General features: G+C 72.6%; 19 protein-coding genes. 9 read left to right on the top strand and 10 right to left on the bottom strand.

All coding sequences use genetic code 11. The annotated features are described in order from the left end of the window. Positions 1 to 21: 21 nt before the first annotated feature. From ACFVQ3_RS05225 to ACFVQ3_RS05210, 4 genes are all read right to left on the bottom strand, one after another. Entirely contained in the window at positions 22 to 684 is a 663-nt protein-coding gene (locus ACFVQ3_RS05225) for a response regulator (RefSeq protein ID WP_387635940.1), read from the bottom strand. Beyond that, the gene (locus ACFVQ3_RS05220; RefSeq protein ID WP_387635937.1) at positions 681 to 2,099 is read right to left on the bottom strand and encodes a sensor histidine kinase; all 1,419 of its coding nucleotides are present in this window, start codon (positions 2,097 to 2,099) and stop codon (positions 681 to 683) included. Before ACFVQ3_RS05220 ends, ACFVQ3_RS05225 begins: the two co-directional genes overlap by 4 nt. A 198-nt stretch (positions 2,100 to 2,297) precedes the next feature. After that, complete coding sequence (locus tag ACFVQ3_RS05215; protein WP_387635934.1) at positions 2,298 to 3,191, bottom strand: hypothetical protein; 894 nt, start codon at positions 3,189 to 3,191, stop codon at positions 2,298 to 2,300. After that, entirely contained in the window at positions 3,191 to 3,904 is a 714-nt protein-coding gene (locus ACFVQ3_RS05210) for an ABC transporter ATP-binding protein (protein ID WP_387635932.1), read from the bottom strand. Before ACFVQ3_RS05210 ends, ACFVQ3_RS05215 begins: the two co-directional genes overlap by 1 nt. 347 nt (positions 3,905 to 4,251) lie before the next feature. Here ACFVQ3_RS05210 and ACFVQ3_RS05205 point away from each other — a divergent pair, with 347 nt between their 5' ends. Further along, positions 4,252 to 5,037, top strand: coding sequence for a TetR/AcrR family transcriptional regulator (locus ACFVQ3_RS05205; RefSeq protein ID WP_387635929.1), 786 nt, complete (start codon positions 4,252 to 4,254; stop codon positions 5,035 to 5,037). Positions 5,038 to 5,100: 63 nt separating this feature from the next. On the opposite strand, the gene ACFVQ3_RS05200 is transcribed toward ACFVQ3_RS05205, so the two are convergent. The 3 genes from ACFVQ3_RS05200 to ACFVQ3_RS05190 form a co-directional block, all read right to left on the bottom strand. Continuing rightward, complete coding sequence (locus tag ACFVQ3_RS05200; RefSeq protein WP_387635926.1) at positions 5,101 to 7,428, bottom strand: glycoside hydrolase family 3 C-terminal domain-containing protein; 2,328 nt, start codon at positions 7,426 to 7,428, stop codon at positions 5,101 to 5,103. Between the two features lie 125 nt (positions 7,429 to 7,553). Beyond that, a complete protein-coding gene (locus ACFVQ3_RS05195; protein WP_387635923.1) occupies positions 7,554 to 8,213 on the bottom strand; it encodes a septum formation family protein in 660 nt (219 codons plus the stop codon). Next, entirely contained in the window at positions 8,210 to 8,875 is a 666-nt protein-coding gene (locus ACFVQ3_RS05190) for a DUF4190 domain-containing protein (protein ID WP_387635920.1), read from the bottom strand. Before ACFVQ3_RS05190 ends, ACFVQ3_RS05195 begins: the two co-directional genes overlap by 4 nt. A 328-nt stretch (positions 8,876 to 9,203) precedes the next feature. Between ACFVQ3_RS05190 and ACFVQ3_RS05185 the strand changes: the two genes are divergently transcribed. Together ACFVQ3_RS05185 and ACFVQ3_RS05180 are read left to right on the top strand one after the other, a co-directional pair. Next, a complete protein-coding gene (locus ACFVQ3_RS05185) occupies positions 9,204 to 11,426 on the top strand; it encodes a glucosamine-1-phosphate N-acetyltransferase (protein ID WP_387635918.1) in 2,223 nt (740 codons plus the stop codon). A 53-nt stretch (positions 11,427 to 11,479) separates the two neighbouring features. Continuing rightward, positions 11,480 to 13,936 (top strand): GH36-type glycosyl hydrolase domain-containing protein, encoded by a 2,457-nt coding sequence (locus ACFVQ3_RS05180; protein ID WP_387635916.1) that lies wholly within the window; start codon positions 11,480 to 11,482, stop codon positions 13,934 to 13,936. A 91-nt stretch (positions 13,937 to 14,027) separates the two neighbouring features. Here ACFVQ3_RS05180 and ACFVQ3_RS05175 read toward each other — a convergent pair whose 3' ends face one another. Then, entirely contained in the window at positions 14,028 to 14,819 is a 792-nt protein-coding gene (locus ACFVQ3_RS05175) for an exodeoxyribonuclease III (protein ID WP_387635914.1), read from the bottom strand. Positions 14,820 to 14,933: 114 nt separating this feature from the next. On the opposite strand from ACFVQ3_RS05175, the gene ACFVQ3_RS05170 reads away from it, so the two are divergent. From ACFVQ3_RS05170 to ACFVQ3_RS05145, 6 genes are all read left to right on the top strand, one after another. Further along, positions 14,934 to 15,701, top strand: coding sequence for an SDR family NAD(P)-dependent oxidoreductase (locus tag ACFVQ3_RS05170; protein WP_387635911.1), 768 nt, complete (start codon positions 14,934 to 14,936; stop codon positions 15,699 to 15,701). A 27-nt stretch (positions 15,702 to 15,728) separates the two neighbouring features. Further along, entirely contained in the window at positions 15,729 to 16,448 is a 720-nt protein-coding gene (locus ACFVQ3_RS05165; protein WP_387635908.1) for a hypothetical protein, read from the top strand. 10 nt (positions 16,449 to 16,458) lie between these two features. Next, positions 16,459 to 17,043 carry an orotate phosphoribosyltransferase gene (pyrE, locus tag ACFVQ3_RS05160; RefSeq protein WP_387635905.1) on the top strand — a complete coding sequence of 195 codons (585 nt, stop codon included), beginning with the start codon at positions 16,459 to 16,461 and terminating at the stop codon, positions 17,041 to 17,043. Positions 17,044 to 17,216: 173 nt separating this feature from the next. Beyond that, entirely contained in the window at positions 17,217 to 17,987 is a 771-nt protein-coding gene (locus ACFVQ3_RS05155) for a hypothetical protein (protein WP_387635903.1), read from the top strand. A gap of 142 nt (positions 17,988 to 18,129) precedes the next feature. Next, on the top strand, positions 18,130 to 18,726 hold the full coding sequence (locus ACFVQ3_RS05150) for a LemA family protein (protein WP_387635900.1): 597 nt from the start codon (positions 18,130 to 18,132) through the stop codon (positions 18,724 to 18,726). A gap of 239 nt (positions 18,727 to 18,965) precedes the next feature. Next, positions 18,966 to 22,988, top strand: a complete 4,023-nt coding sequence (locus ACFVQ3_RS05145) for an HtaA domain-containing protein (RefSeq protein ID WP_387635897.1) — start codon at positions 18,966 to 18,968, stop codon at positions 22,986 to 22,988. A gap of 91 nt (positions 22,989 to 23,079) precedes the next feature. On the opposite strand, the gene ACFVQ3_RS05140 is transcribed toward ACFVQ3_RS05145, so the two are convergent. Both ACFVQ3_RS05140 and ACFVQ3_RS05135 read right to left on the bottom strand, forming a co-directional pair. After that, positions 23,080 to 23,808 (bottom strand): response regulator, encoded by a 729-nt coding sequence (locus ACFVQ3_RS05140; RefSeq protein ID WP_387635895.1) that lies wholly within the window; start codon positions 23,806 to 23,808, stop codon positions 23,080 to 23,082. Further along, a complete protein-coding gene (locus ACFVQ3_RS05135; protein ID WP_387635892.1) occupies positions 23,805 to 25,571 on the bottom strand; it encodes an ATP-binding protein in 1,767 nt (588 codons plus the stop codon). Before ACFVQ3_RS05135 ends, ACFVQ3_RS05140 begins: the two co-directional genes overlap by 4 nt. Between the last annotated feature and the right edge of the window lie 145 nt (positions 25,572 to 25,716).

The following is a 25,716-nucleotide window of genomic DNA, read 5'->3' as shown; positions in this document are numbered from 1 at the left end:
CACGGTTCTACCTCGGCCGGATCACCGTGGCGACGGGGCGGCCAATCCCCGTTCGTACGCCCACACCACGAGCTGGACGCGGTCGCGCACGCCCGTCTTGGTCATGATCCGGCTCAGGTGCGACTTCACGGTGCTGGCCTCGAGGAACAGCGTCGCGGCGATCTCGGCGTTCGACTGCCCTCGGCACAGCAGCGCCAGGATGTCGTGCTCGCGCGAGGTGAGCAGGCCCGAGGCGACGTCGTCGGGGGCGGCGGGGGACCGCCGTCGGGCGAACTCGTCGATCACGCGCCGCGTGAGCGTCTGGTCGACCAGTCCCTCGCCCGACGCCACGCGCCGCACCGCGTCGACCAGCACGTCGGGCTCGGCGTCCTTGAGCAGGAACCCGCTCGCCCCGGCCTCCAGCGCGCCGAACACGTAGTCGTCCAGGTCGAACGTGCTCACCACGAGCACCGGGACCGGGTCGACGACGCCGGGCCCCGCGAGCGCGCGCGTCGCCGTGATGCCGTCCCCGCCGGGCATGCGGACGTCCATGCACACGACGTCGGGCCGCTCCCGGCGCGCGACGCGCACGGCGTCGGCCCCGTTCGACGCCTCGCCCACGACCTCGAAGCCCTCGCTCTCGAGGATCACGGTGAAGCCTGCGCGGACGACGGCCTGGTCGTCAACCAGCACCACTCGGGTCATGGGGCCTCCTGCCCGACGGCGGAGCGCGGCTCGTCCGCAGACGTCGCCGAGCGCTCGGGGATGGTGGGAGGCACGGCGTCGGCCGGCCTGGGGACGGTGAGCCGGACCCGCCAGCCGTCGCCGGGCACCGGGCCGACGTCGAGCGTCCCGCCGACGAGGGTCGCCCTCTCGGTCATGCCGATGAGGCCGTGGCCAGGCCCGGTCGGGGCGTCCGGCGTGCCGGGTGCCGCACCGGACGGCCCGGCCCGGCCGCCCGACCCGATCGCCCCGACGGGCAACCGGTTGGTCACGGTGACTGCGAGCGCGGCCTGCTGGTAGTCCGTCACGACCTCGATCGCGCGCCCGGGCGCGTGCCGGCGGGCGTTGGTCAGCGCCTCCTGGAGCACGCGGTAGACCGTGAGCTGGGCCGCGGGGGACAGGTCGAACGGCTCGCCGAGCCGCACGTCGCGCACCTCGGCGCCTGCGCTGCGCGCGAGGTCGAACAGCTCGACCGCGTCGTCGAGCGTGGGCTGCGGTGCTGCCGGTGCCTCCTCGCCCGGCTCGCCGGGACCGGTCTGCGACGAGCTGCGCAGGATGCCGACGACGAGCCGCAGGTTGTCGAGGGTCTCGCGTCCCTGGGTGCGGATCCAGCGCATCGACTCCTTGGCGCGCTCGGGGTCGCGGTCGACGAGGCGCTCGGCCGCGGCCGCCTGGACGACTATCCCCGACAGGTGGTGCGCGGCGACGTCGTGCAGCTCGCGTGCCATGCGGCCCCGCTCCTCCAGGACGGCCTGCGCCGCGAGCATGTCACGCTCACGCTCGGCCTGGGCGACGCGCCCCTGGAGCTGGGCGAAGAGCTCGCGGCGCGTGCCGACGTACGCGCCGACGAGCGCCGAGGCCACGTACGTCAGGAGGGCCGAGGCGAGGCCTCCCCAGACCTGCACCGCGACGGGCGTGCCGCCCGCCGACGTGATCGGTACCGGACCGCCGAGCACGAAGCCCAGCAGGACCTGCACGCCCGCGGACGCCCCGGCCGCCCACAGGGCCGTGCGGCGCGGCGCGTACGCCCCGACCGAGTACGCCGCGACGAGTGTCGCGGGCGCCTGGAACGAGACGAGGGCGGGAAGGACCGGCACGAGCGCGACCTGGCCCACGACGACCAGCGCGAGCGCGAGCAGCGGCGCACGACGGCGCAGCGTGAGCGCCATGGCCTGCGCGACGACGATCGTGATCGCGGCGACCCGGCCAGCCGTCGAGAACCGCAGGGAGTCGGGCGCCCCTTCGACCAGGATGCCGAGGTCCGTCAGGGCCACGCGCTCGATGACCAGCAGGAAGCTGACCGTGAGCGCCGCGACGACCCCGCCCAGCAGGGCGTCCCGGCCCGTCGGGGTACGGATGCCGACGGCGTCGAGCCGGCGGTGCAGGGCGTCGAGCACGAGGGCTCCTCTCGGGATCGTCGGGCGGCGGTCGGCGGTCGGCGGTCGGCGGTCGGCGGCCGGCGGTCGGCCGACGGGTGGTGTGGCGTCAGAGGTGCGGGAACCCAACCGGGTCCAGGGGGATGGCGACCTGCGCACCCGGGTGAGCGGCGCCGTCGGGCACCACGGTACGTGGCCGTGGCGCCCGACGGCGCCGCGTCAGACGAGGTCGCGGCGACGGAACGTCACCGCGCCCGATCCGAGCGCGACCGCGACCCACACGACCAGACCCAGCACCGCGGCCCCGACGCCCATCGGGGCGAGGCCGCCCAGGACCGACGTCGCGCTCTGCCCGGTCGACGCGAGCGACCCCAGTCCCAGCGGCAGCCACGCCGCAGCGCTCGACGTGCCGCCCGAGAGCAGCACGACCGCGGCCTGGATCAGCGGCTCGACGACCACGAGCCCGACGACGACGAGGATCGCCGCGACCTGCCCGCGGACCAACGTCCCGATGCCCAGCCCGAGCCACGCGAACAGCACGAGGACCAGCAGCCCACGCCCCCACACGCCCAGGACGTCACCCGCACCGACCATGAGCTGCGCGCCCGGCGTCGACGCGACCGCCGCGAGAAGGCCCAGGGCCGTGAGCACCGCGAGCGCGGCACCGATCACGAGCGCGACGACGGCGGTCGCGCCCGCCTTGCCCGCGAGGACGCGCAGGCGCGACGGGACGACGAGGGCCGTGGGGACGATGCCGCCCGTGCGGAAGTCGGTCGTGACCGCGAGGACACCCAGCAGCAGCATGCAGATGACCGAGACCCCCGCCGAGCCCGACCCCGCAGGGCCGTTGCCCAGCAGGTCCAGCATCGCGCGCTGCACGGGCGCTGCGCCCAGGTCGGTGATGCCCGTGAGGTCGGGGGCGAGGTCGGCGGTCAGACCGGGCGAGGCCTCGAGCCCCACGGTGGCGCCGCCCCCCAGGCCCTCGAAGCTCGACAGGACGCGCGGCAGGGCGATCGTCAGGGCCTGGACCAGGACCATGCCCGCGAGGGCGACGACCCCCAGGACCCAGGGCGTGCGGGTCGTACGCAGCTTGAGCAGCTCGGCGCGAAACATCAGCGCACTCCTTCGGTCTCGGCGGTCAGGTTCAGGTAGAAGTCCTCCAGGGACTCGCCCCGGACGAGGTCCGCGAGCGGGCCGTCGGCGATGACCTGGCCCTGGCCGATCACGACCAGGTCGTCGGCCACCTGCGTGACCTCGGCCAGGACGTGGCTCGCGAGCAGCACCGCCCCACCGCCCTCCGCGAACGAGCGCAGCACCTCGCGCATCCACCGCATGCCCGCCGGGTCGAGGCCGTTCGCGGGCTCGTCGAGGACCAGGACCTGAGGGTCGCCCAGCAGCGCCGCGGCCAGCCCGATGCGCTGGCGCATGCCCAGCGAGTACGTCCTGACGCGCCGGTCCGCGGCGCGGTCCATCCCGACGAGCGCGAGCACCTCGTCGACCCGCCGACCCCCGATCCCGCCCGCCGTCGCGAGGACCCGCAGGTGGTCGCGGCCGCTGCGGCCCGGGTGCAGGCCGCCCGCGTCGAGCAGCGCGCCCACGGTCGAGGCCGGCCTCTCCAGCGCCGCGAACGGGCTGCCCTGGATCGTCGCGGTCCCGGCGCTCGCGGACGCGAGCCCCAGCAGGACGTTGAGCGTGGTCGTCTTGCCCGCGCCGTTCGGGCCGAGCAGCCCCACGACCCTCCCGGGCTCGACGGCGAAGCTCACGTCACGGACGGCGTCGAACGTCCCGTAGGACTTGCGCAGGCCCACGATCTCGATGGCTGGCATCGGTGGATCCCCTCTCCTCTGGCCGCGCGGCCGAGGTGCCGCGCGCCGTGCCTCCAGCCTGTCGTCCGGGCCGTGGCGGGCGCTTCTGGCGGAGGGAGGAAGGTGGGTTGCGACTTCTGGCGGAACCGTGGACCGGACGGTGGCAGGTGGGGGCTGGACCGTTGCGACGACCGCCCGGCACAGAGGAAGCGCTCGGTCGGTCTGGTGGGACGATGGCAGCAGGAGGCAAGGGCGCCGCAGTGGGACACGACCCACCGTCGACGGATCGCGGCGCTAGGCTCGCGTGACCGGCGCACCGCGGCACGCACCGCAGGACCGGGAACGAACACACTCACGGGGGAGGGCACATGCCCAGAACGACGTCAGCGACCACGCAACCACGCCCGAGCGCAGGCCCGACCGAGCAGCGCACGCCGGCTCGGCGCGACACGCCGGGCGCGGCCGCCGGGACCGCGTCACGCGGCTACGCCAAGGGGCGCGCCAAGCGCGACGAGATCCTCGAGGCAGCCACGGGCTTGTTCGGCGAGGTCGGGTACCACTCGGCGTCGCTCCGCGAGATCTCCTCGCGCGTCGGGATCTCCCACCCCGGGCTGCTGCATCACTTCCCGACCAAGGAGATGCTCCTCCAGGCCGTCCTCGAGCACCGCGACGCCGTGGACTTCGCCCTGCTCCAGGCCGACTTCGCCCAGGGGTTCGACTACTTCGACGCCCTCGTGCGCGCCGTCGAGCGCAACGCCGCCCGCCCCGGCATCGTCGAGCTCTTCTGCATCCTGTCCGCCGAGGCCACGGCGCCCGACCACCCCGCGCACGACTACTTCCAGCGCCGCTACGACGGTGTCCTCCTGCGCATCCACCAGGAGATCGCCCAGCGCGCGGCCGCAGGACACCTGCGCCCCGGGGTCGACGTCGCCACGACCGCCCGAGCGATCGTCGCCCTCATGGACGGGCTGCAGGTGCAGTTCCTGCTCGAGCGCAACGGGCCGCGACCACCCGTCGACATGGCGGCCGGCCTGAGGTCCTACCTGTCGCTGATCCTGCCTGCCGGGTCGGCCGAGCCTGCCGGGTCGGCCGAGCCCGCCGGGTCGGCCGAGCCGGCCGGTGCGCCGGCGGACGGTGCGGGCGCCACGCGCTGACCGCCCGACGACGGGGCGCCCCCGGGCCCGCAGACCCGCGGGCGCCCCGTCGCCGCAGCCGTCTCAGCGAGCGTTCGCCGCCGCGACGAGCTGGTCGAGCTGCGCCTCGTCGAACAGCATGCCGTCGAAGCTCGCGATGACGCGCAGCGGCATCCCTGCCGCCATGGCCATCATGCCGTCGTCGAGGGGCATGGCCCCCGAGCCGCCGGCCTGAGCCATCGAGGCCCGGAGGATCTCGCCCGCGACCGGGTGCGCCAGCGCCTCGCCCAGGGTCGACGACGGGGTCAGCGGCGGGGTCACGTCCTCGCCGACGACGTCGACCGACACCGAGCCGCGCAGGTCGCGGGACGAGGCACCCACCGACACCACGAACTCGCCGCCCTCGACGACCCAGCGTCGCAGCACGGGGTGCCAGTACGACAGGTCGCGCGCGTCGAGCTCGAACGTCAGCGTGCGCGTCCCGCCCGGGGCGAGCACGACCTTCCCGAACGCCTTGAGCTCACGCTCGGGGCGCTCGACCATGGCCTGCGGGTCGCCCACGTACACCTGGACCACCTCTGCCCCCGCGACGGCTCCCGTGTTGGTGACGGTCACGTCCACGGTGAGCGACGCCGTCGGCCCCTCGCCCGAGACCGTGACCGCCAGGTCCTCGTAGCCGAACGTCGTGTACGACAGGCCGTGGCCGAACGGGAAGGCGACGTCCATGCGCTTGGCGTCGTAGTAGCGGTACCCGACCAGGACGCCCTCGCCGTAGCGGACGTGGCCCAGCTCGCCCGGGAAGTTCCCGTAGGACGCGTTGTCCTCGAGCCGGACCGGGACGGTCTCGGTGAGCCTGCCCGACGGGTTGCGCACGCCGAACAGCAGGTCCGCGATCGCGCCGCCGCCCGCCTGACCGCCCAACCATCCCTCGAGGATCGCCGCAGCGTGGTCCTGCCACGGGGCGATCGTGACGGCCGAGCCGTTCGCGAGCACCACGACGACCCGGTCGCAGACCGCCGTGACGGCCTCCAGGAGCTCGATCTGGTCGGCGGGAAGGTCCATGTGGTCGCGGTCGAAGCCCTCGGACTCTTGGCTCGCGGGAAGGCCGAGGAAGAGGACGGCGGTCCCCGCTCCGCGGGCCACGTCGACGGCCTCGGTACGCAGGGACGCCGCGTCGGCCGCCGACGTCTCGTCCGTGATGCCGAAGCCCGCCGCGAACGGGACGTCGGTGCGGGCGATCGTACGGATCTCCGACAGGGCGTCGTCGAGACGGGTCGGGTTGACCTGGCTCGACCCGGCGCCCTGGTAGCGCGGGGTGCGGGCGAACTCGCCGATCACCACGAGCGACGCCGCGTCGGACGGGGAGAGGGGGAGCGTCGGAGTGCCGTCGACGGACTCGTTGCGCAGCAGGACGGCGCCCTCGGCCGCGGCCTCGCGCGCGAGGGCGTGGTGCTCGGCCGCGTCGAACGAGCCGGGCTCGGCGAGCGCGGGCAGGGCCCGGTTCAGGAGCGTGAGATGACGACGCACCGCCTGGTCGAGGACGGCCTCGTCGAGCTCGCCCGCCCGGACCGCCGCCACGACCTCGGCGTCGGTGCGACCGCCGGTCGAGGGCATCTCGAGGTCGAGGCCCGCGGCGAGAGCGGGCACGCGGTCCGAGACGGCCCCCCAGTCGGAGACCACGACGCCGTCGTAGCCCCACTCGTCACGCAGGACCTCGGTGAGCAGCCAGTGGTCCTGTGACGCGTACGTCCCGTTGATCTTGTTGTACGAGCACATCACGGTCCACGGCGAGGCCTTCTTCACGGCTCGCTCGAACGCGGTCAGGTAGATCTCGCGCAGCGTGCGCTCGTCGACGTCGGCCGACACACGCATGCGGTCGGTCTCCTGGTTGTTGGCCGCGAAGTGCTTGAGCGACGTGCCGACGCCCTGGCTCTGGACGCCCTGGATCAGTGCCGCGCCCAGGTCGCCCGAGACCACGGGGTCCTCGGAGAAGTACTCGAAGTTGCGGCCGCACAGCGGTGAGCGCTTGATGTTGATGCCGGGACCGAGCAGCACGGCGACGTCGTTCGCGCGGGTCTCGCGGCCGAGCGCCTGCCCGACCCGGTGGAGCAGGTCGACGTTCCACGTGGAACCGAGCGCGGCCGCCGTGGGGAAGCACGTCGCGGGGACGGATGCCCCGAGGCCGAGGTGGTCGGCGGACTCGTCCTGCTTGCGCAGGCCGTGCGGACCGTCGGTGACCATGACCGCCGGGACCTCGGCCCCCGGGCGGTGGATCGGCTGTGTGTTCCAGAAGTCCAGCCCCGACGTGAGCGAGGCCTTCTCCTCGAGCGTGAGGTCCTGGACGAGGCGCTCGACGTCGAGCTGGCCGGCGGTGCGCGCCGAGGTCTGGGCGGCGGTGGTCTCGAAGGTCACGGATGCACTTCCTCACGGGTTCGGCGGGCAAGCCGCTCTGCTTGTCCGTCCGAGGCTAGCGCAGACACCTACCAAGTGGTAGGTGTCGGTGGTCGTGGCGAACCCGCCGTCCGTGCGGGTCGCGATCAGTCGATCAGGGAACCCTCCGTGAGCGCCGCGGTGCTCGCCACGCACAGGCCGGTCCGGTCGCCCTGCGCCCAGGAATCCTCGGACGGCGACCACACGACCAGCGCGACGCCATCCATGGGAGCGTCTCCCGACAGCACCGTGGGCGTGCACACCCGGGACACCCGGGCGTCCGCCACGTCCTGCCCCGGCCACGCCGAGTCGGCGGGGAAGTCGGTCCTCGCGACGACCTGGGCCTCGTGCGGTTCCGCGCACGGGACGACCCGGACCGTGTAGACCTCGCCGTCGTCGGGCAGCTCGGCCAGGCAGCTGCCCAGGACGAGCTGACGTGCGTGCGCAGACCGCGGCTCGCTCACGTCGGCAGGCAGCGGCCGCGTCGCGGCGTCCCCGACGAGCAGGGCGACCACGACGGCGACCGCCGTCAGCGTCACCGCGACCCCGAGAGCGATGCCCGCCCAGGCCAGGCCGACGCCTCTCGTGCCGTCCCGCCGGATGCGTGCGAGCGCCGCCGCCCCGACCCCCACGCCGACCGGGCCGAGCAGCAGGCCGGTCGGGAGGGCCGCCACGGCCAGCGGCTCGGTCCGCGGCCGAGCGGGCTGCCAGCCGGGCGCGTAGTAGACGTCCTGGTCGTACCCGTGCGGGGAGGGCGGGGTGCTCACCAGCCCGCCACCATCGCGAAGATCCAGAGCAGCACGAAGGCCGTGCCGACCGCACCCACGGCGATGCCCGTGATCGCGAACCCGCGCCCCGTCGTCCCGTCGCGCCCGATCTGCTGCAGCGCCACGATGCCGAGGACCAGCCCCACGATCCCGGGGACCATGCACGCGAGCAGGCCCGCGAGCGACGTGATCATCGACGCGAGCGCCAGGCCGTTCTGCCGGGGCGGAGGGGCGAACGAGGCGTCCCACGAAGGGGTCGGCCAACCGGGCTGTGGGCCGTAGCCGGCCGGGTGGCCGGGACCGTACCCGGCCGGGTGGCCGGGGGTGTGCCCGGACGGGTAGCCGGGACCGTAGCCGGCCGGGGGCCGGCTCGCGGACGGGTCGTTCCAGTAGGTCTCCGGGGCGGTCCCGTACACGGGGGTCCCGGGGGCGCCGTACGGACCGTGGGCCGCGCTGCCCGTCGACGAGGACGGCGCCGCCGACCCCGGAGCGGGGGGCGCGTACGGGTCCGTCGCGGCGGGGGCGTCGTCGGCCCCGGTCGGCGGACGGTACGGCACGAGCGGGGGCTGGCGTGCTGCTCCACCGGGCGAGTACGGAGGGGCCGGCGGGGAGAACGGTTCCTGGTCCGAGGTGTCCGAGCCCTGCGGTGGGGGTGGCGTCATGGGAGAACCGTAGCCATGGCGCGCGCCCTCTGCCGAGAGCCTCCACAGGGCATGTCGACCGGGGTGCGTCGTGGTGGTGCACGAGCCTGTCGACCGGGGTGCGTCGTGGTGGTGGACGAATATTTTGTGAGGATTCCACCCCAAAGGCCTCGGCGGCCTTCGGGACGGCGCTCGTCGCGTCTATGATCGGTGGTGGTACCGGGCATCCGCGGTCCCTCGCGAGAGGGATTTGGAAGGAGTCGTGCTTTTTTCGCTCGGCTCTCCGGTGCCCTACCGAGCGCGGTCTGCACGGGCCGCGCACGACGCATCACCGAGCAGTGAGGACGTCATGACCCTGCCACAGGCCGCACAGGTTCCCGCCACCACGAACGATCGAGCGGCGGTGGTCCTCGCTGCAGGTCACGACGACGCCTCGCGCGAGCTCATCACGCGCCCGCTGGGTGACGCGACGGTCGTCCAGCTCGCGGTCGCGAACGTCCGCAAGATCATCGCGGACGACCACATCGTGGTCGTGGTGGCCCCAGGCGACACGACCGTCCGAGGCCTGCTGGGTGAGGGTTTCCGGTACGTCGAGCAGCGGGACCTGCCGGGGACGGGCGGCGCCGTGCTCGCGGCCCGCACCGCGGTCGAGGCGCTCGGGACGACCGTGAGCGAGGTCCTCGTGGCCTACGCCGACACCCCGCTCCTGCGCTCCGAGTCCCTGCTGGGGCTCCTGACCCGCCACACGCTCAAGGGTGCGGACCTGTCCTTGCTCGCGGCCGTCGTGACCGAGGACCTGCCCACCTACGGGCGCATCGTCCGTCACGACGGCGAGATCACCGCGATCCTCGAGGAGGAGGACCGCCCGGCCGATACCGCCGGGGACGGCGCGTCCGTCGAGGTCAACGTGGGCGCGTACGTCGCAGGCCCGGGCCTGCTGTTCACCGAGCTCGACGTCATGCTCGCCGAGGGGGAGCACCGGCTCACCGAGCTCGCACGCCGCGTCATCGCCAAGCACAAGAGCATCTCGTCGTACCGCATCTACGACACCGACGAGGTCCGCGGCATCAACACCGCCGAGGAGCTGCAGGAGGCCGCGGACATCCTCCTCAAGCGCCTCTTCATGCCGAAGAAGAACACCGACACGAAGATCGTGTTCGGCACGGGCGGCTGGCGCGCCATCATCGGCGAGGGCTACACGCTCGCCAACGTGCGCCGCCTGTGCCAGGCGATCGCGAACGAGACGGTCCGCAAGGGCATCGACGGCCTGGGCGTCGTCATCGGCGGGGACCGCCGCTTCCTGTCGCGCGAGTCCGCGATCGCGGCTGCCGAGGTCTTCGCGGGGAACAACATCCCGGTCACCCTCCTGCCCGACGACGTCCCCACGCCGCTCGTGACCTTCGCCGCCCCGTACCTCGGTGCGGCGTACGGCATCATCGTCACCTCGAGCCACAACCCGCCCGAGTGGAACGGCATGAAGGTGTTCCGCCAGGACGGCTCGCTGCCCCTCGACGACGAGACCGACCGCTACCAGGACGAGGCCAACGCGCTCAGCGTCGACGACGTCATCACGCTCGACCTCGCGGTCGCCCGCAAGGCGGGTCTCGTCGTGGACAGGGTCCTCACCGAGCCCTACGTCGACGCGATCGAGAAGATCGTCGACGTCGACGCCGTCCGTGGCTCGGACCTGCGCGTGATCGTCGACCCCATGTATGGCACGAGCCAGCTCACGCTCGGCACGATCCTCAACGACATGCGCGTGCGCTCCGAGTTCATCCACGCGTCGCACAACCCCTTGTTCGGTGGCATCGCCCCCGCGCCCGACCTCCAGCGCCTGTCCACGCTGATCTCGATGATCCAGCAGGGTGGTGGCCGCTACGACCTGGGCATGGCGACCGACGGCGACTCCGACCGCATCGGGATCGTCGACGAGACGGGCGAGTACATCTCGACCAACGACCTCCTGCTCCTCCTGTACTGGTACCTGCACGAGTTCCGCGGCGAGAAGGGCGGCGTCGTGCGCAACCTGGCCACGACCCACCTGCTGGACCGGCTCGCCGCGCACTTCGGCGAGGAGTCGCGCGAGGTCAAGGTCGGGTTCAAGCACGTCACGGCCGGTATGGAGGAGATCGGCGCCGTCCTCGGCGGCGAGTCGTCGGGGGGCCTCACGGTCCGCGGCTGGATCCTCGGCAAGGACGGCATCTTCGCGTGCGCCCTGGTCGTGGAGATGCTGGCCCGCACGGGCAAGAAGATCTCCGAGCTGCGCGAGATGATCTACGAGATCACAGGGCGCCTCTACACGCTCGAGGCCGGCGTGGACTCCACGCCGGAGATGCGGGTCGCCGTGCCGCGCCGCCTCGAGGCGCACCCGCTCACGCACATCGGCCCCTATCCGGTCGTGAGCATCTCCCACCTCGACGGCACCAAGATCGTCCTCGAGAACGACAACTGGGCGCTCCTGCGGTTCTCCGGGACCGAGCCCGTCCTGCGCATGTTCGTCGAGGCGGACTCGCCCGAGAAGGCCGCCGAGCTGCTCGACTGGCTCAAGGGCTTCGTCACCGCGGGCGTCTGAGCCCTCGTACCCCCACCCACCCGCACCTCTCACCGACAAGGACCGACCCGACGATGCGCTACGGCCACTTCGACACCGCTCGTGACGAGTACGTCATCGAGCGCCCAGACGTCCCCGTCTCGTGGACGAACTACCTGGGCACCAAGGACTTCTGCACCGTGCTCTCGCACAACGGCGGCGGCTACTCGTACTACAAGTCGGCGCAGACCGGCCGCATCTCGCGGTTCCGCCAGAACGGCGTCCCCCTCGACCGCCCGGGGCACTACGTGTACCTGCGCGACGAGGCGGACGGCGACTTCTGGTCGGTGTCGTGGCAGCCGGTGGGCAAGCCGCTCGCGGAGGACGGGGCGCCCCTGGACCCCTCGGGCGGGGCGGGCCGGTGGACCACGCGCCACGGCCTGAGCTACTCGACGTTCGAGGCCCGGTACAAGGGCATCGACGCCCAGCAGACGATCTTCATCCCCCTGGACGACGACGTCGAGATCTGGGACGTGCGCCTGACGAACACGACCGACGAGGTCCGTGAGCTGACCGCCGGGTCGTACGTGGAGTTCTCCTTCCACACGATCACGATCGACAACCAGAACCTGCAGATGTCGCTCTACTCGACGGGGTCGTCCTACGAGGACGGCATCATCGAGTACGACGCCTACTACGAGCCGTGGACGTTCCACTACTTCGCGTCGAGCGAGACGCCGTCGTCGTACGACTCGCTGCGCGACAACTTCATCGGCCCCTACCGCTCCGAGGCCAACCCGATCGCGATCGAGCGCGGGCACGGCTCGAACGAGAGCGCGACGACGCAGAACCACTGCGGCTCGCTCCAGCACAAGATCACGCTCCAGCCGGGCGAGACCAAGCGCCTCGTCTACATGCTCGGCTACGGCTCGCGCGCCGAGGCCGGTCGCGCGATGCAGGCCAAGTACGCGGACGTCGCGACCGTCGACGCCGAGCGGGCACGCCTGGCCGCGTACTGGAAGGCGAAGCAGGACAAGCTCCGCATCCGCACGCCCCACGAGGGCATGAACACCATGATCAACTCGTGGACGCTGCTCCAGGCGGAGACCTGCGTCGTGTGGTCGCGCTTCGCGTCGTTCGTCGAGGTCGGCGGCCGCAGCGGCCTGGGCTTCCGTGACACGGCCCAGGACGTCATGAGCGTCATCCACACCAACCCGACCAAGACGCACCAGCGCATCGTCGAGCTCCTGCGGGCCCAGACGGAGGCCGGGTACGGCCTGCACCTGTTCGAGCCCAAGGCGTTCGACCCGGACGCGCCCAAGCTGCCCGACGTCCCGTCGCCGACGATCGTCCCGACGCCTGACCCCAAGGACCTCATCCACGGGCTCGAGGACACCTGCTCGGACGACCACCTGTGGCTCGTCCCGTCGGTCGTCGAGTTCGTCAAGGAGACCGGCCGTCTGGAGTTCCTCGACGAGGTGATCCCGTTCGCCGAGGGCACGCCCGCCACGGTGTACGAGCACCTCACGCGCGCGCTCGACTTCTCGAGCGAGCAGATCGGCCAGAACGGCGTGGCCCTGGGGCTGCGCGCCGACTGGAACGACTGCCTCAACCTGGGCGGCGGCGAGACCTCGCTCGTGACGTTCCTGCACGCGTGGGCCATCCAGGCGTTCCTGGAGCTCGCCCGGCACCGTGCGTCCGCCGGGGACGAGAGCGCGGCGGCGGACGTCGCCAAGTACGAGGCCGAGCTCGAGCGCATCGCGAAGGTCGCCGACACCCAGCTCTGGGACGGCGCCTGGTGGATCCGTGGCTACACGCGCGACGGCGTCAAGATCGGCTCGAACGACAACGACGAGGGCAAGATCTTCCTCGAGCACCAGGCGTGGCCCGTCATCGCGGGCATCACGACGCAGGAGCGCGGCGAGGCGTCGATGGACTCGGTGCGCGAGCTCCTGGGCTCGGAGTACGGCAACCACCTGAACTGGCCGGCGTTCACCAAGATCGACGACACGGTCGGCTTCGTGACGCGCGTGTACCCGGGCATCAAGGAGAACGCGGCGATCTTCTCGCACCCGAACGCGTGGCCCATCATCGCCGAGGCCATGCTGGGCCGCGGTGACGAGGCCGTGCAGTTCTACGACGCGATCCTGCCGTACAACCAGAACGACAACATCGAGGTCCGCGGGGCCGAGCCCTACGCCTACGTGCAGTTCCTGTACGGCCGCGACCACGAGTGGTTCGGCAAGGCGCAGAACCCGTGGCTCACGGGTACGGCGGGCTGGATGTACACGGCCGCGACGAAGTACATCCTCGGTGTGCGCCTGGCCCTCGACGGCCTGGTCGTCGACCCGTCGATCCCCAAGGACTGGGACGGCTTCGAGGTGCGCCGTGAGTGGCGCGGCGCGGTCTACGAGATCGAGGTCCGCAACCCCGACCACGTGTCGAAGGGCGTGCGGTCGGTGACGCTCGACGGCGTCGAGCTCGACCCGACGCTGCCGATCCCGGTGCAGCCGGAGGGCTCCGAGGTCAAGGTCGTCGTGACGCTGGGCTAGGTCCTCTGCCGCTGAGTGCGGAGCAGTTGTCGTCGAACGGCTCGTCCGACGACAACTGCTCCGCACTCAGCGTTTCCGGAGGGCCGGACGGTCAGTCCGTCAGGTCCACGATCACCGGGACGTGGTCCGAGGCGCCCTTGCCCTTGCGCTCGTCCCGGTCGATCTCGACGCCCGTCGCGCGGGCGCGCAGCGCGGGGGACAGGTAGGCGTAGTCGATCCGCATGCCCTGGTTCTTGGGGAAGCGGAGCTGCTGGTAGTCCCAGTACGTGTACTTGTGCTCCTCGGGGAAGAAGTCGCGCGTGACCTCGGTGTACCCGGCCTCCGCGAAGTCGGCGAAGGCCGCACGCTCGGCCGGCGAGGTGTGCGTGTGCCCCGCGAACACGGCCGGGTCCCACACGTCGGTGTCGAGCGGTGCGACGTTCCAGTCCCCGACGAGCGCGACCTGCGCCGCCGGGTCCGCCTCGAGCCAGCCGGCCGCCTGGGTGCGCAGGTTGTGCAGCCACTCGAGCTTGTACGGGTAGTGCGGGTCGTCGAGGGCTCGACCGTGCGGCACGTACAGGCTCCACACGCGCACGCCGCCGCACGTCGCCCCGATGGCCCGGGCCTCCAGGTGCGGCTCGGCCCCGAAGTGGGGCTGGGTCGCGAAGCCCGTCTCGACGTCCTCGATGCCGACGCGCGAGACGATCGCGACGCCGTTCCACTGGCTCAGCCCGAAGTGCGCGACCTCGTAGCCCGCGGCCTCGAAGACGGCGTGCGGGAACTGGGCGTCCTTGCACTTGGTCTCCTGCAGCGCGAGCACGTCGGTGCCCGATCGTTCGAGGAAGGCGACGGCGCGCTCGGCGCGGGCTCGGATCGAGTTGATGTTCCAGGTGGCGAGACGCATGGCGACAGGCTATCCGGGCGGACCCACGCCCCCGGCGTCCCCGACGCGCGGTGGTGCGCGACGCCGTCGGGCGTGCGGGTCTCCCGACCGTCCCGCGCCCCCTAGGCTGAGGCCATGGCGACTGCACTGATCACCGGCGCCAGCGCCGGCCTGGGGCTCGAGTTCGCGTGGCAGCTGGCCACGGCCCGTCACGACCTGGTCCTCGTCGCGCGCGACGAGGACCGCCTGGAGCGCGTCGCGGCGCAGATCCGTGCGGCCGCGGGCGTACGGGTCCAGGTGCTCCCGGCGGACCTCTCGGTGCCCGACGACGTCGCGCGCGTCGCAGCGCGTCTCACCGTGCTCGAGGAGGACGAGGCAGGGCAGCGGCCCGTGGGCTTGCTCGTCAACAACGCGGGCTACACCGTCCATCAGCGCTTCGTGGGCGGCGACCTCGACGCCGAGGTCAAGGCCCTGGACGTCATGGTGCGCGCGGTCCTGGTGCTGTCGCACGCCGCCGCAGGGCAGATGACCGAGCGCGGGCGCGGTGCGGTCCTCAACGTCGCGTCGATCGCGGCGCTCACGGCGGGCGGTACGTACTCGGCGGCCAAGGCGTGGGTGCGGACGTTCACCGAGGGGCTCGCGGTCGAGCTGCGCGGCACGGGTGTCACGGCCACTGCCCTGTGCCCGGGGCTCACGCACACCGAGTTCCACGAGCGGGCGGGGATCGACTTCACGCAGCTCCCCGACGTCGTGTGGCTCAACGCGGACCGCGTGGTCTCGGCGGCGCTCGCGGACGTGCGCCGCGGCGTCGTGATCTCGACCCCGTCGTTGCGCTACCGGTTGGCCTCGGGGCTGCTGAAGGTCGCGCCACGCGCGGCCGTGCGGGCGTTCGAGGGGCGCTAGGGGAGTGCGGGGCGGGGGGAGGCGCGCATGAGCCGGGAGTCGGTCGTGGGGCTCGTCGTGCTCGGTGTGCTGCTGGTGCTCGTGGTCTCGGCGGCCGTGGTGGGCGTCGTCGCCCGGCGTCGCCGCGGTGCCGCTCAGGACGAGCTCCTGCGCGACCTCGGCTGGGAGGCCGTCCCGGTGGACCATGCGCTGCTCGACCGGTGGAAGGGGGCCCCGTTCGACGTCCAGGACCGCGGCCGGGTCGAGGACCTGCGGACCGGGACGGTCGGCGGGCGGCCGCTCGTGACGTTCCGGTACGCGTGGCGCTCCGCGGCGACCATGGCTGGGCGCGGGCGCCCGACGATGGTCGAGTGCCAGGTCGTGGCCCTCGACGCATCGCAGGAGGTCCCGACGGTCGAGGTCGTGCCCGTGGGGTACGGGCAGCCGTCGGTCCAGCGGGTCGTGGGGCGTCAGGTCGTGTTCGACGACCCGGCGTTCGCCGCGGCCTGGACGGTCCGGGCCCCCGACGAGCTCGCGGCCCACGAGATCCTGACGGCTTCCGTGCGGCAGATGCTCCTGGCCCCCGCGTACGCCGGGACCCGGCTGCGGTTCGAGTCCGGGGCGGTCCTGTCGTGGACGGACGGCCCGGCACCGGTCGAGGACGTGCGCGACCTCGCGCTCCTGCTCGCCGGTGTCCTCGCTCACGTCCGGGCCCCGGGGCGTCCGGAGGACGAGGAGACACGGCCCGCACAGGCGCCGGACCGCTAGCCTTGACCCCATGACCGAGACCTCCACGCACCTGTCCCCGACGCCCCGCGAGCAGCTTCGCGACCTGATCGCCGAGCTCGCGATCGTGCACGGGAAGGTGACGTTGTCCTCCGGCAAGGAGGCCGACTACTACGTGGACCTGCGCCGCGTCACCCTGCACCACCGTGCGGCCCCGCTCATCGGGCACGTCCTGCTGGACCAGCTCGAGGAGGTCGGGCTGGGCACCGCCGAGGTCGACGCCGTGGGTGGCCTGACGCTGGGCGCCGACCCGATCGCGACCGCCCTCCTGCACGCGGCCGCATCGCGCGGTCAGGACCTCGACGCGTTCGTGGTCCGCAAGGCGGCCAAGGCGCACGGCATGCAGCGTCAGATCGAGGGTCCGGAGATCGCAGGGCGCCGGGTCGTCGTCGTCGAGGACACGACCACGACGGGCGGCTCGCCCATCACGGCGATCGAGGCCGCGCGGGCGGCGGGCGCCGAGGTCGTGGGCGTCGCGACGATCATGGACCGCGACACGGGAGCCCGCGAGAAGATCGAGGCGCTCGGCGTGCCGTACCACTCGATCTTCGGCCTGGCCGACTTCGACCTGGGCTGACGGGCCCGACGGACCTGGGCTGACGGGTTCGGGCCGGGCCCGGCCGGGCTGACCTGGCCCGGTCCGACGACGACAGGGCCCGACCCGACCCGGCCCGGTCCGACGACGACAGGGGCCCGACCCGGCCCGGTCCGACGACGACAGGGCCCCGGCCCCGACGAGCAGGGGGAGCGATGGACGGTTCGTGGTTCGTGGTCGGGATGGCGCTGCTCGCCGTCGCGGGGGTGCTCGTCGGCTGGTGGGGGCACCGGGCGCGGATCGCGCTGCTCGAGCGCTGGGCGTCGGAGAACGGGTGGCAGCTCCACGGTGCCGACCCTGCGCTCGCGCGGCGGTGGCGCGGCGCTCCGTTCGACGAGGGGCGCTCGCGGCGTGCGACCGAGGTCCTGACGGGGCCGTTCGAGGGGCGCTCCGCCCTGTCGTTCACCTACTCGTGGACCACGGGCTCGGGCAAGGAGTCGACGACGCACTCCGCGCACGTGGTCGCGCTGCTGCTCGACGCGTCGTTCCCGACGCTCCAGCTCACGCCCGAGGGGCTCGGCGCGAAGCTGGCCAAGGTGTTCGGCGGGCAGGACATCCAGCTCGAGTCGGACGCCTTCAATCGGGCGTGGCGGGTCGAGTCGAGCGACCTGCGGTTCGCGCACGACGTGCTGCACCCGCGCACCATGCAGCGGTTGCTGGACGCGGACTTCGAGCGCCGGTTCCTGCGGATCGAGGGGGACGCGATCCTCGCGTGGACGGGTGGGCGGACGGTGCCGGACAACGTCTTCCCGATGCTCTCGCGGCTCGCCGTGGTGGTCGACGCCGTCCCGGACTTCGTGTGGCTGGACCGCGGGGCGCTCCCGCCGCGTCGCTCGCAGCAGCCGCCGCGCAGGCCGGGCGGGCCCGTCCCGGGTCCGAGGGCGGGGTCTGCCGAGGCGCCGCCGTGGGGCACGCCGTCGCCGTGAGCCGCACGGTCCGGCGAGGGGCCGCACCGCTACGATGCACCTACCTTCCGCGCTGCCCGACGGCGTCTCGCGCCCGGACCGTCCGGTCCGGCCGTGCGGTGCCCGGGCGGCCGGTCCGACCAGCTCAGCCCAAGGGGGCAGCATGACAGGCGGCACCATCGCCTTGATCGTCATCGGCATCGTCGTCCTGATCGTCCTGTTCTGGGCGGTCGCGCAGTACAACGGCTTCGTCCGGCTGCGGAACCTGGTGCAGGAGTCGTGGCGCCAGATCGACGTCGAGCTGCACCGTCGCCACGACCTCATCCCGAATCTCATGGAGACCGTGAAGGGGTACGCGGCGCACGAGCGCGGGGTGTTCGAGGAGGTCGCGGCGGCTCGTTCGGCAGCGGCCGGTCCCGCGTCGGGACCTGCGGACCAGGCGGCCAAGGAGAACCAGCTCACGCAGGCCCTGGGGCGGCTGTTCGCGGTCGCGGAGGCCTACCCCGTGCTGCGGGCGAGCGAGAACTTCGGTCGCCTCCAGGACGAGCTGACGAACACGGAGGACCGCATCGCGGCCGGTCGCCGGTTCTACAACGCGAACGTGCGCACGTTGAACACGAAGGTCGAGACGTTCCCGCCGAACGTCGTCGCGAGGATGTTCGGGTTCCAGCGGGCGGAGTACTTCGAGGTCGAGAACCCGGCGGTGCGCGCCGCGCCGCGCGTCGACTTCCACGGGAACGGGTCGATCGTCGACCGCTGAGGCGTGAGGACCTGACCCCGGATCGGGGTCGGGGGGACTCGTCCGAGGGGCGGTGTGCCGGAGGGTGCACCGCCCCTCGGCTGCGTCCGGGCGAGACGTGGGTGTGACTCCACCCACACCAGATAAGGTTTGCCTTGCTTTGGTGAGGCAGCCCTTATATGGTCCACGGGGCGATGGTCGAGAGACCTGTCGCCATGCGTCGCCATCGCGGGCGACCCTGGACCTTCACAGGAGATCGAGTGCTCATCACGCAACGAGGAGGGCGCCGACGCGCCCTCGCGTCACTCCTGACCGGAGCGCTCGTCGCCGGTCTCACCTTCGTCGGGGTCTCCCCGGCAGGAGCCGCCGCGGACACCGTCACGGTGTCGGGCGGCAGCGCCACCTGGAACTTCACGGACGGCTGGACGGGTTACGTCACCGGCCCGATCGCCAAGGGGACCGTCACGCCCGCCCTGGTCGACGGGAAGTCGGTCTACAGGCCGGCTTCCGGTGCGCTCGACGCCGCAGGCGCGGGGACCGTGAAGCTCGCCGGATCGACCACGTACTCGGGCCACGACGGCGCGCTGAACCTGACGATCTCGGACCTCACGCTCCGGCTGACCTCCTCGACGGCGGGCGTCCTCACGGCCGACTTCGCGGGTACGGTCAACGAGGGCACCGGGAACGACGCCAAGGTCGCGGACGTCACCGTCGCACCCACGCGGACCGGCGACACGCTGGTCCTCGTCGCGAACGGCACCGTCTCGAACGACCTCGCCGCGGTCTCGAGCTACTTCTCCGCGTACGTCGGCAAGCCCATGTCCACCCTGACCGCGACGCTCGACGCCCCGCTCCCCGTGGCCCCCGCGACCGTCACGACGACGACGCTCGCCGTCTCCCCGGGGGGTACCTCGGTCGAGGGCGCGGCCATCGCGCTCAGCGCGACGGTCTACCCGGCAGCGGCAGGCACGATCGAGTTCTTCGACGGCGCCACTTCGTTGGGCGCGGCCACCGCGGTGCCCGACGGCGTCGCTCACCGTGACGTCGCGTCCGCCGCCGTGGGGGAGCACGCCTTCACCGCACGCTTCACCCCGACCGATGCTGCTGCCTTCGCTGCGTCGACGTCCGGCGTCGTCCCGCACACCGTGACGGCCAAGCAGGTCGACCCGCCGGCCCCGGTCGCGGATCCCAAGGTCACCGTCACCCCGAGCAAGGACGTCGACCCGGCGGTCGAGAACACGTTCACGGTCTCGGGTACCGGGTTCGTCGGCGCGGGCGCGAAGAACGGCGCGTACGTGCTCCTCGGCGAGACCTCCGTCTGGAGCGGTGGCTCGGCCCTGCCCGGCGCGGGGTGGCTGAAGCAGGCATTCGTCCCGAGCGCGCTCGTCAAGGACGGCGCGTTCACGACCACGATCACGGTCCCGGCAGGCACGCTCGACGCGTCGAAGTCCTACCAGGTGGCCACGTCGGCCGCGCACGGGCTGTCGGTCACCGACCGCACGCTCGACACGTTCACCCCGATCACGTTCAAGGGCGAGGAGCCCACGACGCCGGTGTTCGCACCGAAGATCGACGTGCTCGCCGCGGACGGGAAGACGCCGCTCGGCACCACCGTGGTCCGTCCTGGTGACGAGATCGTCGTGAAGGGCACCGGGTTCGACCCGGCTGCGAACGTGGGCGGCCGCGGGGTCCCGATCCCGGCGCACCTGCCGCAGGGCAGCTACGTGGTGTTCGGGTCGTTCGCGAAGGACTGGCAGCCCTCGACGGGGGCGCCGTCGACGGCTCGCAAGACGGGCCCGCAGGCGTGGGCCCTGGCCGAGTCGGTGCTGGACCAGGTCCCGTCGCAGTACCAGGGCGCGATCCGCAAGGACTGGGTGAACATCTCCGCCGACGGCTCGTTCACGGCGAGGCTGAAGCTCACGACGCTCGACGCGCTCGAGGGCGGCACGTTCGGTGTCTACACGTACGCCGCGGGCGGCATGAAGAACGCCGCGCAGGAGAAGTCGGTCGCGGTGAACTTCACCAACGAGCCCGCGCCGGTGTTCGAGCCGAAGATCGAGGTATTCGCCGCTGACGGCACGACCCCGCTGGGGAACGCGTTGGTGCGTGCGGGGGACAAGGTCGTCGTGAAGGGCTCCGGGTTCGACCCGGCCGGGAACCTCGCTCCTGAGGGCAACCGCCCGCCGATCTCGGCCGGCAACCCTGCGGGGACGTACGTGGTCTTCGGGAAGTTCGCCGACACGTGGAAGCCGTCCGCGGGCGCTCCGTCGGCGGCGCGCGTGGTCGGCGACCAGCGCTGGGCGCTGAGCCAGGCCGGGTTCGACGCGATCTCGCCCGCCTACCAGGGCGCGGTGCGTGGCCAGTGGGTCACGGTCTCGCCCGAGGGTGAGTTCACGGCCGAGCTGACGGTCAAGCCCAAGCAGGCGTCCGGCGTGGACGTCGCATGGCCGGAGACCGGCTCGTTCGGTGTCTACACCTACGGTGCCGGTGGCGTGACGAACGCTGCTCAGGAGCTCTCCGTCCCGGTCCGCTACACCGATGCCCAGGCTCCCGCGCCGCTCACGGTCACGGTCGGCTCGGCCGCGGTGAAGGTCGGCGAGAAGGTCACGCTGACGGTCGAGGGACTCGGGTCGGGCGACTCCGTGTCCTCCGTCCGGCTCGGCGGGACGGCCGCCACGTTCACCGCACAGGGTGGGAAGGTCACCGCGACCGTCCCGGCCGGCCTGACCCCGGGCGCACACCCGGTCAAGGTCACGAGCGCGCTGGGCGCGACGGGCGAGACGAGCGTCACGGTGGTCGGCGCGACGCCGGTCGGCAGCCTCCAGTGGGGCTTCAAGGAGAGCTTCCGCACCTACGTCGGACCGTCGGGCATCACGCTCGGTGGCGGCGCAACGCGGGGTGCGAACGGCGTGTTCTCCTTCGTCCAGACGAGCTCTGCCGAGGACCACGTCTCGTACGCGGGCTCTGTCCGCTTCACCGCCCACGAGGGCGTCCTGGACACGACCCTCTCCGACCCGCAGGTCGTCGTGGCCGAGGACGGGACGGCAGGCCTCGTGGTCGACGTCCGTTCCGCGACGACGAGCGGCGGCATCGTCGAGGGAACCGTGGTCATCGCGCAGCTCGACCTCGACGCGGCCACGGTCACGTCCGCCGGTGAGGCCGTGACGTTCGCCGGGGTCCCCGCGGTGCTCACCGCGGAGGGGGCGGACGCGTTCTCCGGGTTCTACACCGCAGGCACGGCGCTCGACCCGGTGACGTTCACCGTCGGGGCGGACCACGAGGGCGACCTCCCGACCACCGAGCCCGGTGGGAACCCGCAGCCGATCGACACGACCAAGGCCACCCTCTCGACCTACCAGGTCGTCCCCGGCGGCCAGGTCACGATCAGCGGCGTGGGCTTCGGGGCGAACGAGACGGGCCTGACGTCGATCATCCGGTCGACGCCGCGCACCCTCGCGACCGGGGTCACGGCCAACACCGGCGGCGCCGCGTCGGCCACGGTCACGATCCCCAAGGACCTCGAGCCGGGCGAGCACACGCTGTCCCTCGAGGGCGCGAACCACAAGGTCTCCGCGGTCATCACGGTCACGGGCGCGGCCAGCACCTCGGGCGGTTCCGCCGCCCAGCAGTGCTACGCGCAGGGCGTCAACGGCGCGACCCTGAGCTGGGGCGTGGGCGACTCGTTCCGTGCGTACATCGCCGGGCCGATCGCGAAGGGCTCGGTCTCGACGAGCGGCGTCAAGGACAACGGTTCGTCCTTCACGTGGAGCGGCGGCAAGGGCTCCTTCAACACCGACCTCGGCAAGGGGCGGACGAGCTTCGCCGGCTCGGTGAAGTTCTCGGGCCACGACGGCATCCTCGACCTGCAGATCTCCAACCCGCGGGTCCAGGTCGACGGCAGCACTGGCACCCTGGTCGTCGACGTCGTCAGCAGCGACATGCAGGGCAACAAGTCCACGAGCAAGGGCGTCGCGTTCGCGAGCCTGAACCTCTCGGGCAAGAAGTCGACCTCGGGCAGCACCGTCACGTGGACGGGTGCCCCCGCCACGCTGACCGCCGCGGGCGCCAAGGCGTTCGCAGGCTTCTACGAGCCGGGGACGGCCCTCGCCCCCGTCACGTTCAGCTTCCCGGTCGGCGGCGACGTCGAGTGCGACGTCTACTCGGGGCTCGTGGACACCGGTGCCGACTCGGCGACGCTCACGGCCTTCGCCGTGATGCTGCTCCTGGGTGGCGCGGGCCTGCTCGCGGTGAGCAAGCGCCGTCGGGCACGCGCGGACGCCTGAGACCCTCCTGCACGACGACGGCGGGCGGGCCGGGACCCTTCGAGGTCCCGGCCCGCCCTCCGTTCGTCCGTCCGTCCGTCCCACGGTCCAGCTAGGCCGGTGACTCCGCGCTGACCGCGAGGAGCGGCTTGTAGCGGTTCTCGGGCCGACCGGCCGAGCCGTAGCGCGGGTTGACCTCGGCCTGGCCGATCGTGACGAGGTGCTCGAGGTAGCGGCGCGCGCTCACCCGGGACATGCCGGTCGCCTCGGCCACGTCGACCGCCGAGGCGTCCACCGACCCGGTCCGGCACACCTCGACGAGGGCCCCGACGACGAGCTCCAGGCTGCGGTCGGACAGACCCTTGGGCAGCTGGGGACCCTCGTTGCGGGCCTGCCGGACGAGCCGGTCGACCGTGGCCTGGTCGAGGGCGCCGTCGGTCGCCCGCACCTGCGCACGGAACCTGACGACCTCGTCGAGCCGCCCGCGCAGCACCGCAGCCGTGAACGGCTTGACGAGGTAGTGCTGCACGCCGCCCGCCATGGCGCGGCGCACGCTGTCGAGCTCGCGTGCCGCCGTCGTCGCGATGACGTCCACGGGGGGACCGGGCCGCCGACGGAGCTGGTTCAGGACCGCGAACCCGCTCGTGTCGGGCAGGTAGATGTCGAGCAGGACGAGGTCGGGCTCGAGCACCGAGATCGCGCGCACCGCCTCCGCGCCGGTGCGGGCCTCGCCCACGACGACGAAGCGGGGGTGGCTCTCCACGAACCCGCGGTGCAGGCGGGAGATGAGCGGGTCGTCCTCGACGATCAGGGTTCGCAGTCGGTCGTCTGTGGAGGTCATCGGTGCACCGTCCCGGTGAGTCGGTCGAGTGCGGCCCCCGAGGGGGCCGCGGAGGAGCGCACGGGCAGCGTCAGCGTGAGGCGCGCGCCGCCGAGCGGTGAGGTCGTGAAGCCGACGGTGCCGCCCCGCCGGGCGACGATCCGTCGCACGAGGGCGAGCCCGATGCCGCGCGCGGTTCCCGCGTCGGAGCCTGGCGTCGGCTGGAGGTGAGGTGCAGGGGCGTCGTCGTGCCGGAGGGCGTCCCAGCGGGGGGACGACGACGTGCCGGTGCCGGGACGCGGCACCCGGCGGACGGACCGGGCAGGCCGGGCTCCTGCGTGCTTGGTGCTGAAGCCGGGCCGGAAGACCGCGGCGCGCAACGCCGTCGGGACCCCCGGTCCGTCGTCGTCGACGAGGACGACGACCTCCTCGTCGTCCTCCTGGACGAGGACCTGGACGGTCCCGCCGGGGCCCGCCGCGTCGATCGCGTTGTCGATCGCGTTGCCGAGGATCGTCAGGACGTCCTGCTGGAGTGCCGTCGAGTCGGGGGAGCCGGGGGCGTCGAGCACCGAGCACGGGTCGACCTCGAGGTCGATCCCGCGCTCGCGCGCCGTGGTCGCCTTGGCCAGGAGCAGCGCGGCAACCTGCGGGCTGTGGACGCCCGGGGCGATCACGCTCGCCGTGAGGAGCCCGCCGTGCCCGGCGCGCTCGATGAAGGCGACGGCCTCGACGTGCTGGCCCAGCTCGAGCAGGCCCGAGACGACGTGCAGCTTGTTGGCGAACTCGTGCGACTGCGCGCGCAGCGCGTCGGTCAGGTCACGGGCGCCGTCGAGGTCCTGCAGGAGGGCGTGCAGCTCGGTGTGGTCGCGCAGCACGAGCACCGCGCCCACGGCCCGCCCGTCGACCGTCGCCGGGTTGGCACGGGCGAGGAGGACGCGTTCGCCCGCGAGGAGCAGCTCGCCGCTCGAGTGGTCGCCGGGGCGGTCGGCGAGCTCCAGGAGCTGGCCGTCGAGCACGTCGGTCGCGAGCGACCCGACCGGGGCCTCACCGGGGCCCAGCCCCAGGAGGCGACGCGCCTCGTCGTTGACGAGCGCGACCCGCCCGGTGCGGTCCAGCGCCACGACCCCCTCGCTGATGCCGTGGAGCATGGCGTCACGCGTCTCGAGGAGGGACGCGATCTCCTCCGGCTCGAGCCGGTAGATCCTGCGGCGGACGAGCTGCGTGACCCACCAGGCGCACACGACACCGCCCGCCGCGGCGGTGCCCAGCGCGAGGAGCAGGCCGTCCAGGTCCTCGCGGAAGTCCGCGTGGAGCTGCGACTCGAGGATGCCGACCGACGCGGCCCCGATGACGGCCCGCCCCGACTCGTCGTAGATGGGGACCTTCACGCGCCACGACTCGCCCAGGGTGCCGGTCTGGGTGCCGATGTAGGTCCCCCCGGACAGGGGGACGGAGGGGTCGGTGGACACACGTTCCCCTATGCGTTCCGCCGTGGGGTGGGACATGCGGATGCCCTCGTCGTCGGTCACGACGACGTAGGTCACGTCGGAGGCCTCGCGGATGACCTCGGCGATGGGCTGGATCGTGGCCGACGGGTCGGCAGCGCCCAGCGCGTCCCTGATGGCCGGCAGGCCCGCGACCGACTGCGCGACCCCCGTCATCCGGTCCAGGTACGCGTCACGAAGCTGCCGCTCCTGCAGGGTCCCCGCGACCACGCCTGCGGCCGAGACCACGGCGAGGACGATGACGACCTGCAGCAGGAGCAGCTGAACCCTGAGCGGCATTGCCCATCCCACCGGACAAGTGTGCCCCAGGCCACAGGTGCGGTCCGCCACTCGGGTGCAGAACCGAGACGTACCCGTGACCTGACGCCGGAAATTCGCCTGACCACAACGACCACAACGTCCATTACGACCTCAGGGACCACGG

It is taken from the genome of Oerskovia sp. NPDC057915 (genome assembly GCF_042887685.1).
Taxonomy (GTDB): domain Bacteria; phylum Actinomycetota; class Actinomycetes; order Actinomycetales; family Cellulomonadaceae; genus Oerskovia.
The sequence above is the reverse complement of the archived record's forward strand: the minus strand, read 5'-3'. Positions and strand labels throughout refer to the sequence as shown.

Bases quoted from the DNA above. Each gene is read 5' to 3' on its own strand.
- ACFVQ3_RS05225 (WP_387635940.1), bottom strand. From the start codon at position 684: ATGACCCGAGTGGTGCTGGTTGACGACCAGGCCGTCGTCCGCGCAGGC.
- ACFVQ3_RS05215 (WP_387635934.1), bottom strand. From the start codon at position 3,191: ATGTTTCGCGCCGAGCTGCTCAAGCTGCGTACGACCCGCACGCCCTGG.
- ACFVQ3_RS05210 (WP_387635932.1), bottom strand. From the start codon at position 3,904: ATGCCAGCCATCGAGATCGTGGGCCTGCGCAAGTCCTACGGGACGTTC.
- ACFVQ3_RS05205 (WP_387635929.1), top strand. From the start codon at position 4,252: ATGCCCAGAACGACGTCAGCGACCACGCAACCACGCCCGAGCGCAGGC.
- ACFVQ3_RS05190 (WP_387635920.1), bottom strand. From the start codon at position 8,875: ATGACGCCACCCCCACCGCAGGGCTCGGACACCTCGGACCAGGAACCG.
- ACFVQ3_RS05185 (WP_387635918.1), top strand. From the start codon at position 9,204: ATGACCCTGCCACAGGCCGCACAGGTTCCCGCCACCACGAACGATCGA.
- ACFVQ3_RS05180 (WP_387635916.1), top strand. From the start codon at position 11,480: ATGCGCTACGGCCACTTCGACACCGCTCGTGACGAGTACGTCATCGAG.
- ACFVQ3_RS05175 (WP_387635914.1), bottom strand. From the start codon at position 14,819: ATGCGTCTCGCCACCTGGAACATCAACTCGATCCGAGCCCGCGCCGAG.
- ACFVQ3_RS05170 (WP_387635911.1), top strand. From the start codon at position 14,934: ATGGCGACTGCACTGATCACCGGCGCCAGCGCCGGCCTGGGGCTCGAG.
- ACFVQ3_RS05165 (WP_387635908.1), top strand. From the start codon at position 15,729: ATGAGCCGGGAGTCGGTCGTGGGGCTCGTCGTGCTCGGTGTGCTGCTG.
- pyrE (WP_387635905.1), top strand. From the start codon at position 16,459: ATGACCGAGACCTCCACGCACCTGTCCCCGACGCCCCGCGAGCAGCTT.
- ACFVQ3_RS05155 (WP_387635903.1), top strand. From the start codon at position 17,217: ATGGACGGTTCGTGGTTCGTGGTCGGGATGGCGCTGCTCGCCGTCGCG.
- ACFVQ3_RS05150 (WP_387635900.1), top strand. From the start codon at position 18,130: ATGACAGGCGGCACCATCGCCTTGATCGTCATCGGCATCGTCGTCCTG.
- ACFVQ3_RS05140 (WP_387635895.1), bottom strand. From the start codon at position 23,808: ATGACCTCCACAGACGACCGACTGCGAACCCTGATCGTCGAGGACGAC.
- ACFVQ3_RS05135 (WP_387635892.1), bottom strand. From the start codon at position 25,571: ATGCCGCTCAGGGTTCAGCTGCTCCTGCTGCAGGTCGTCATCGTCCTC.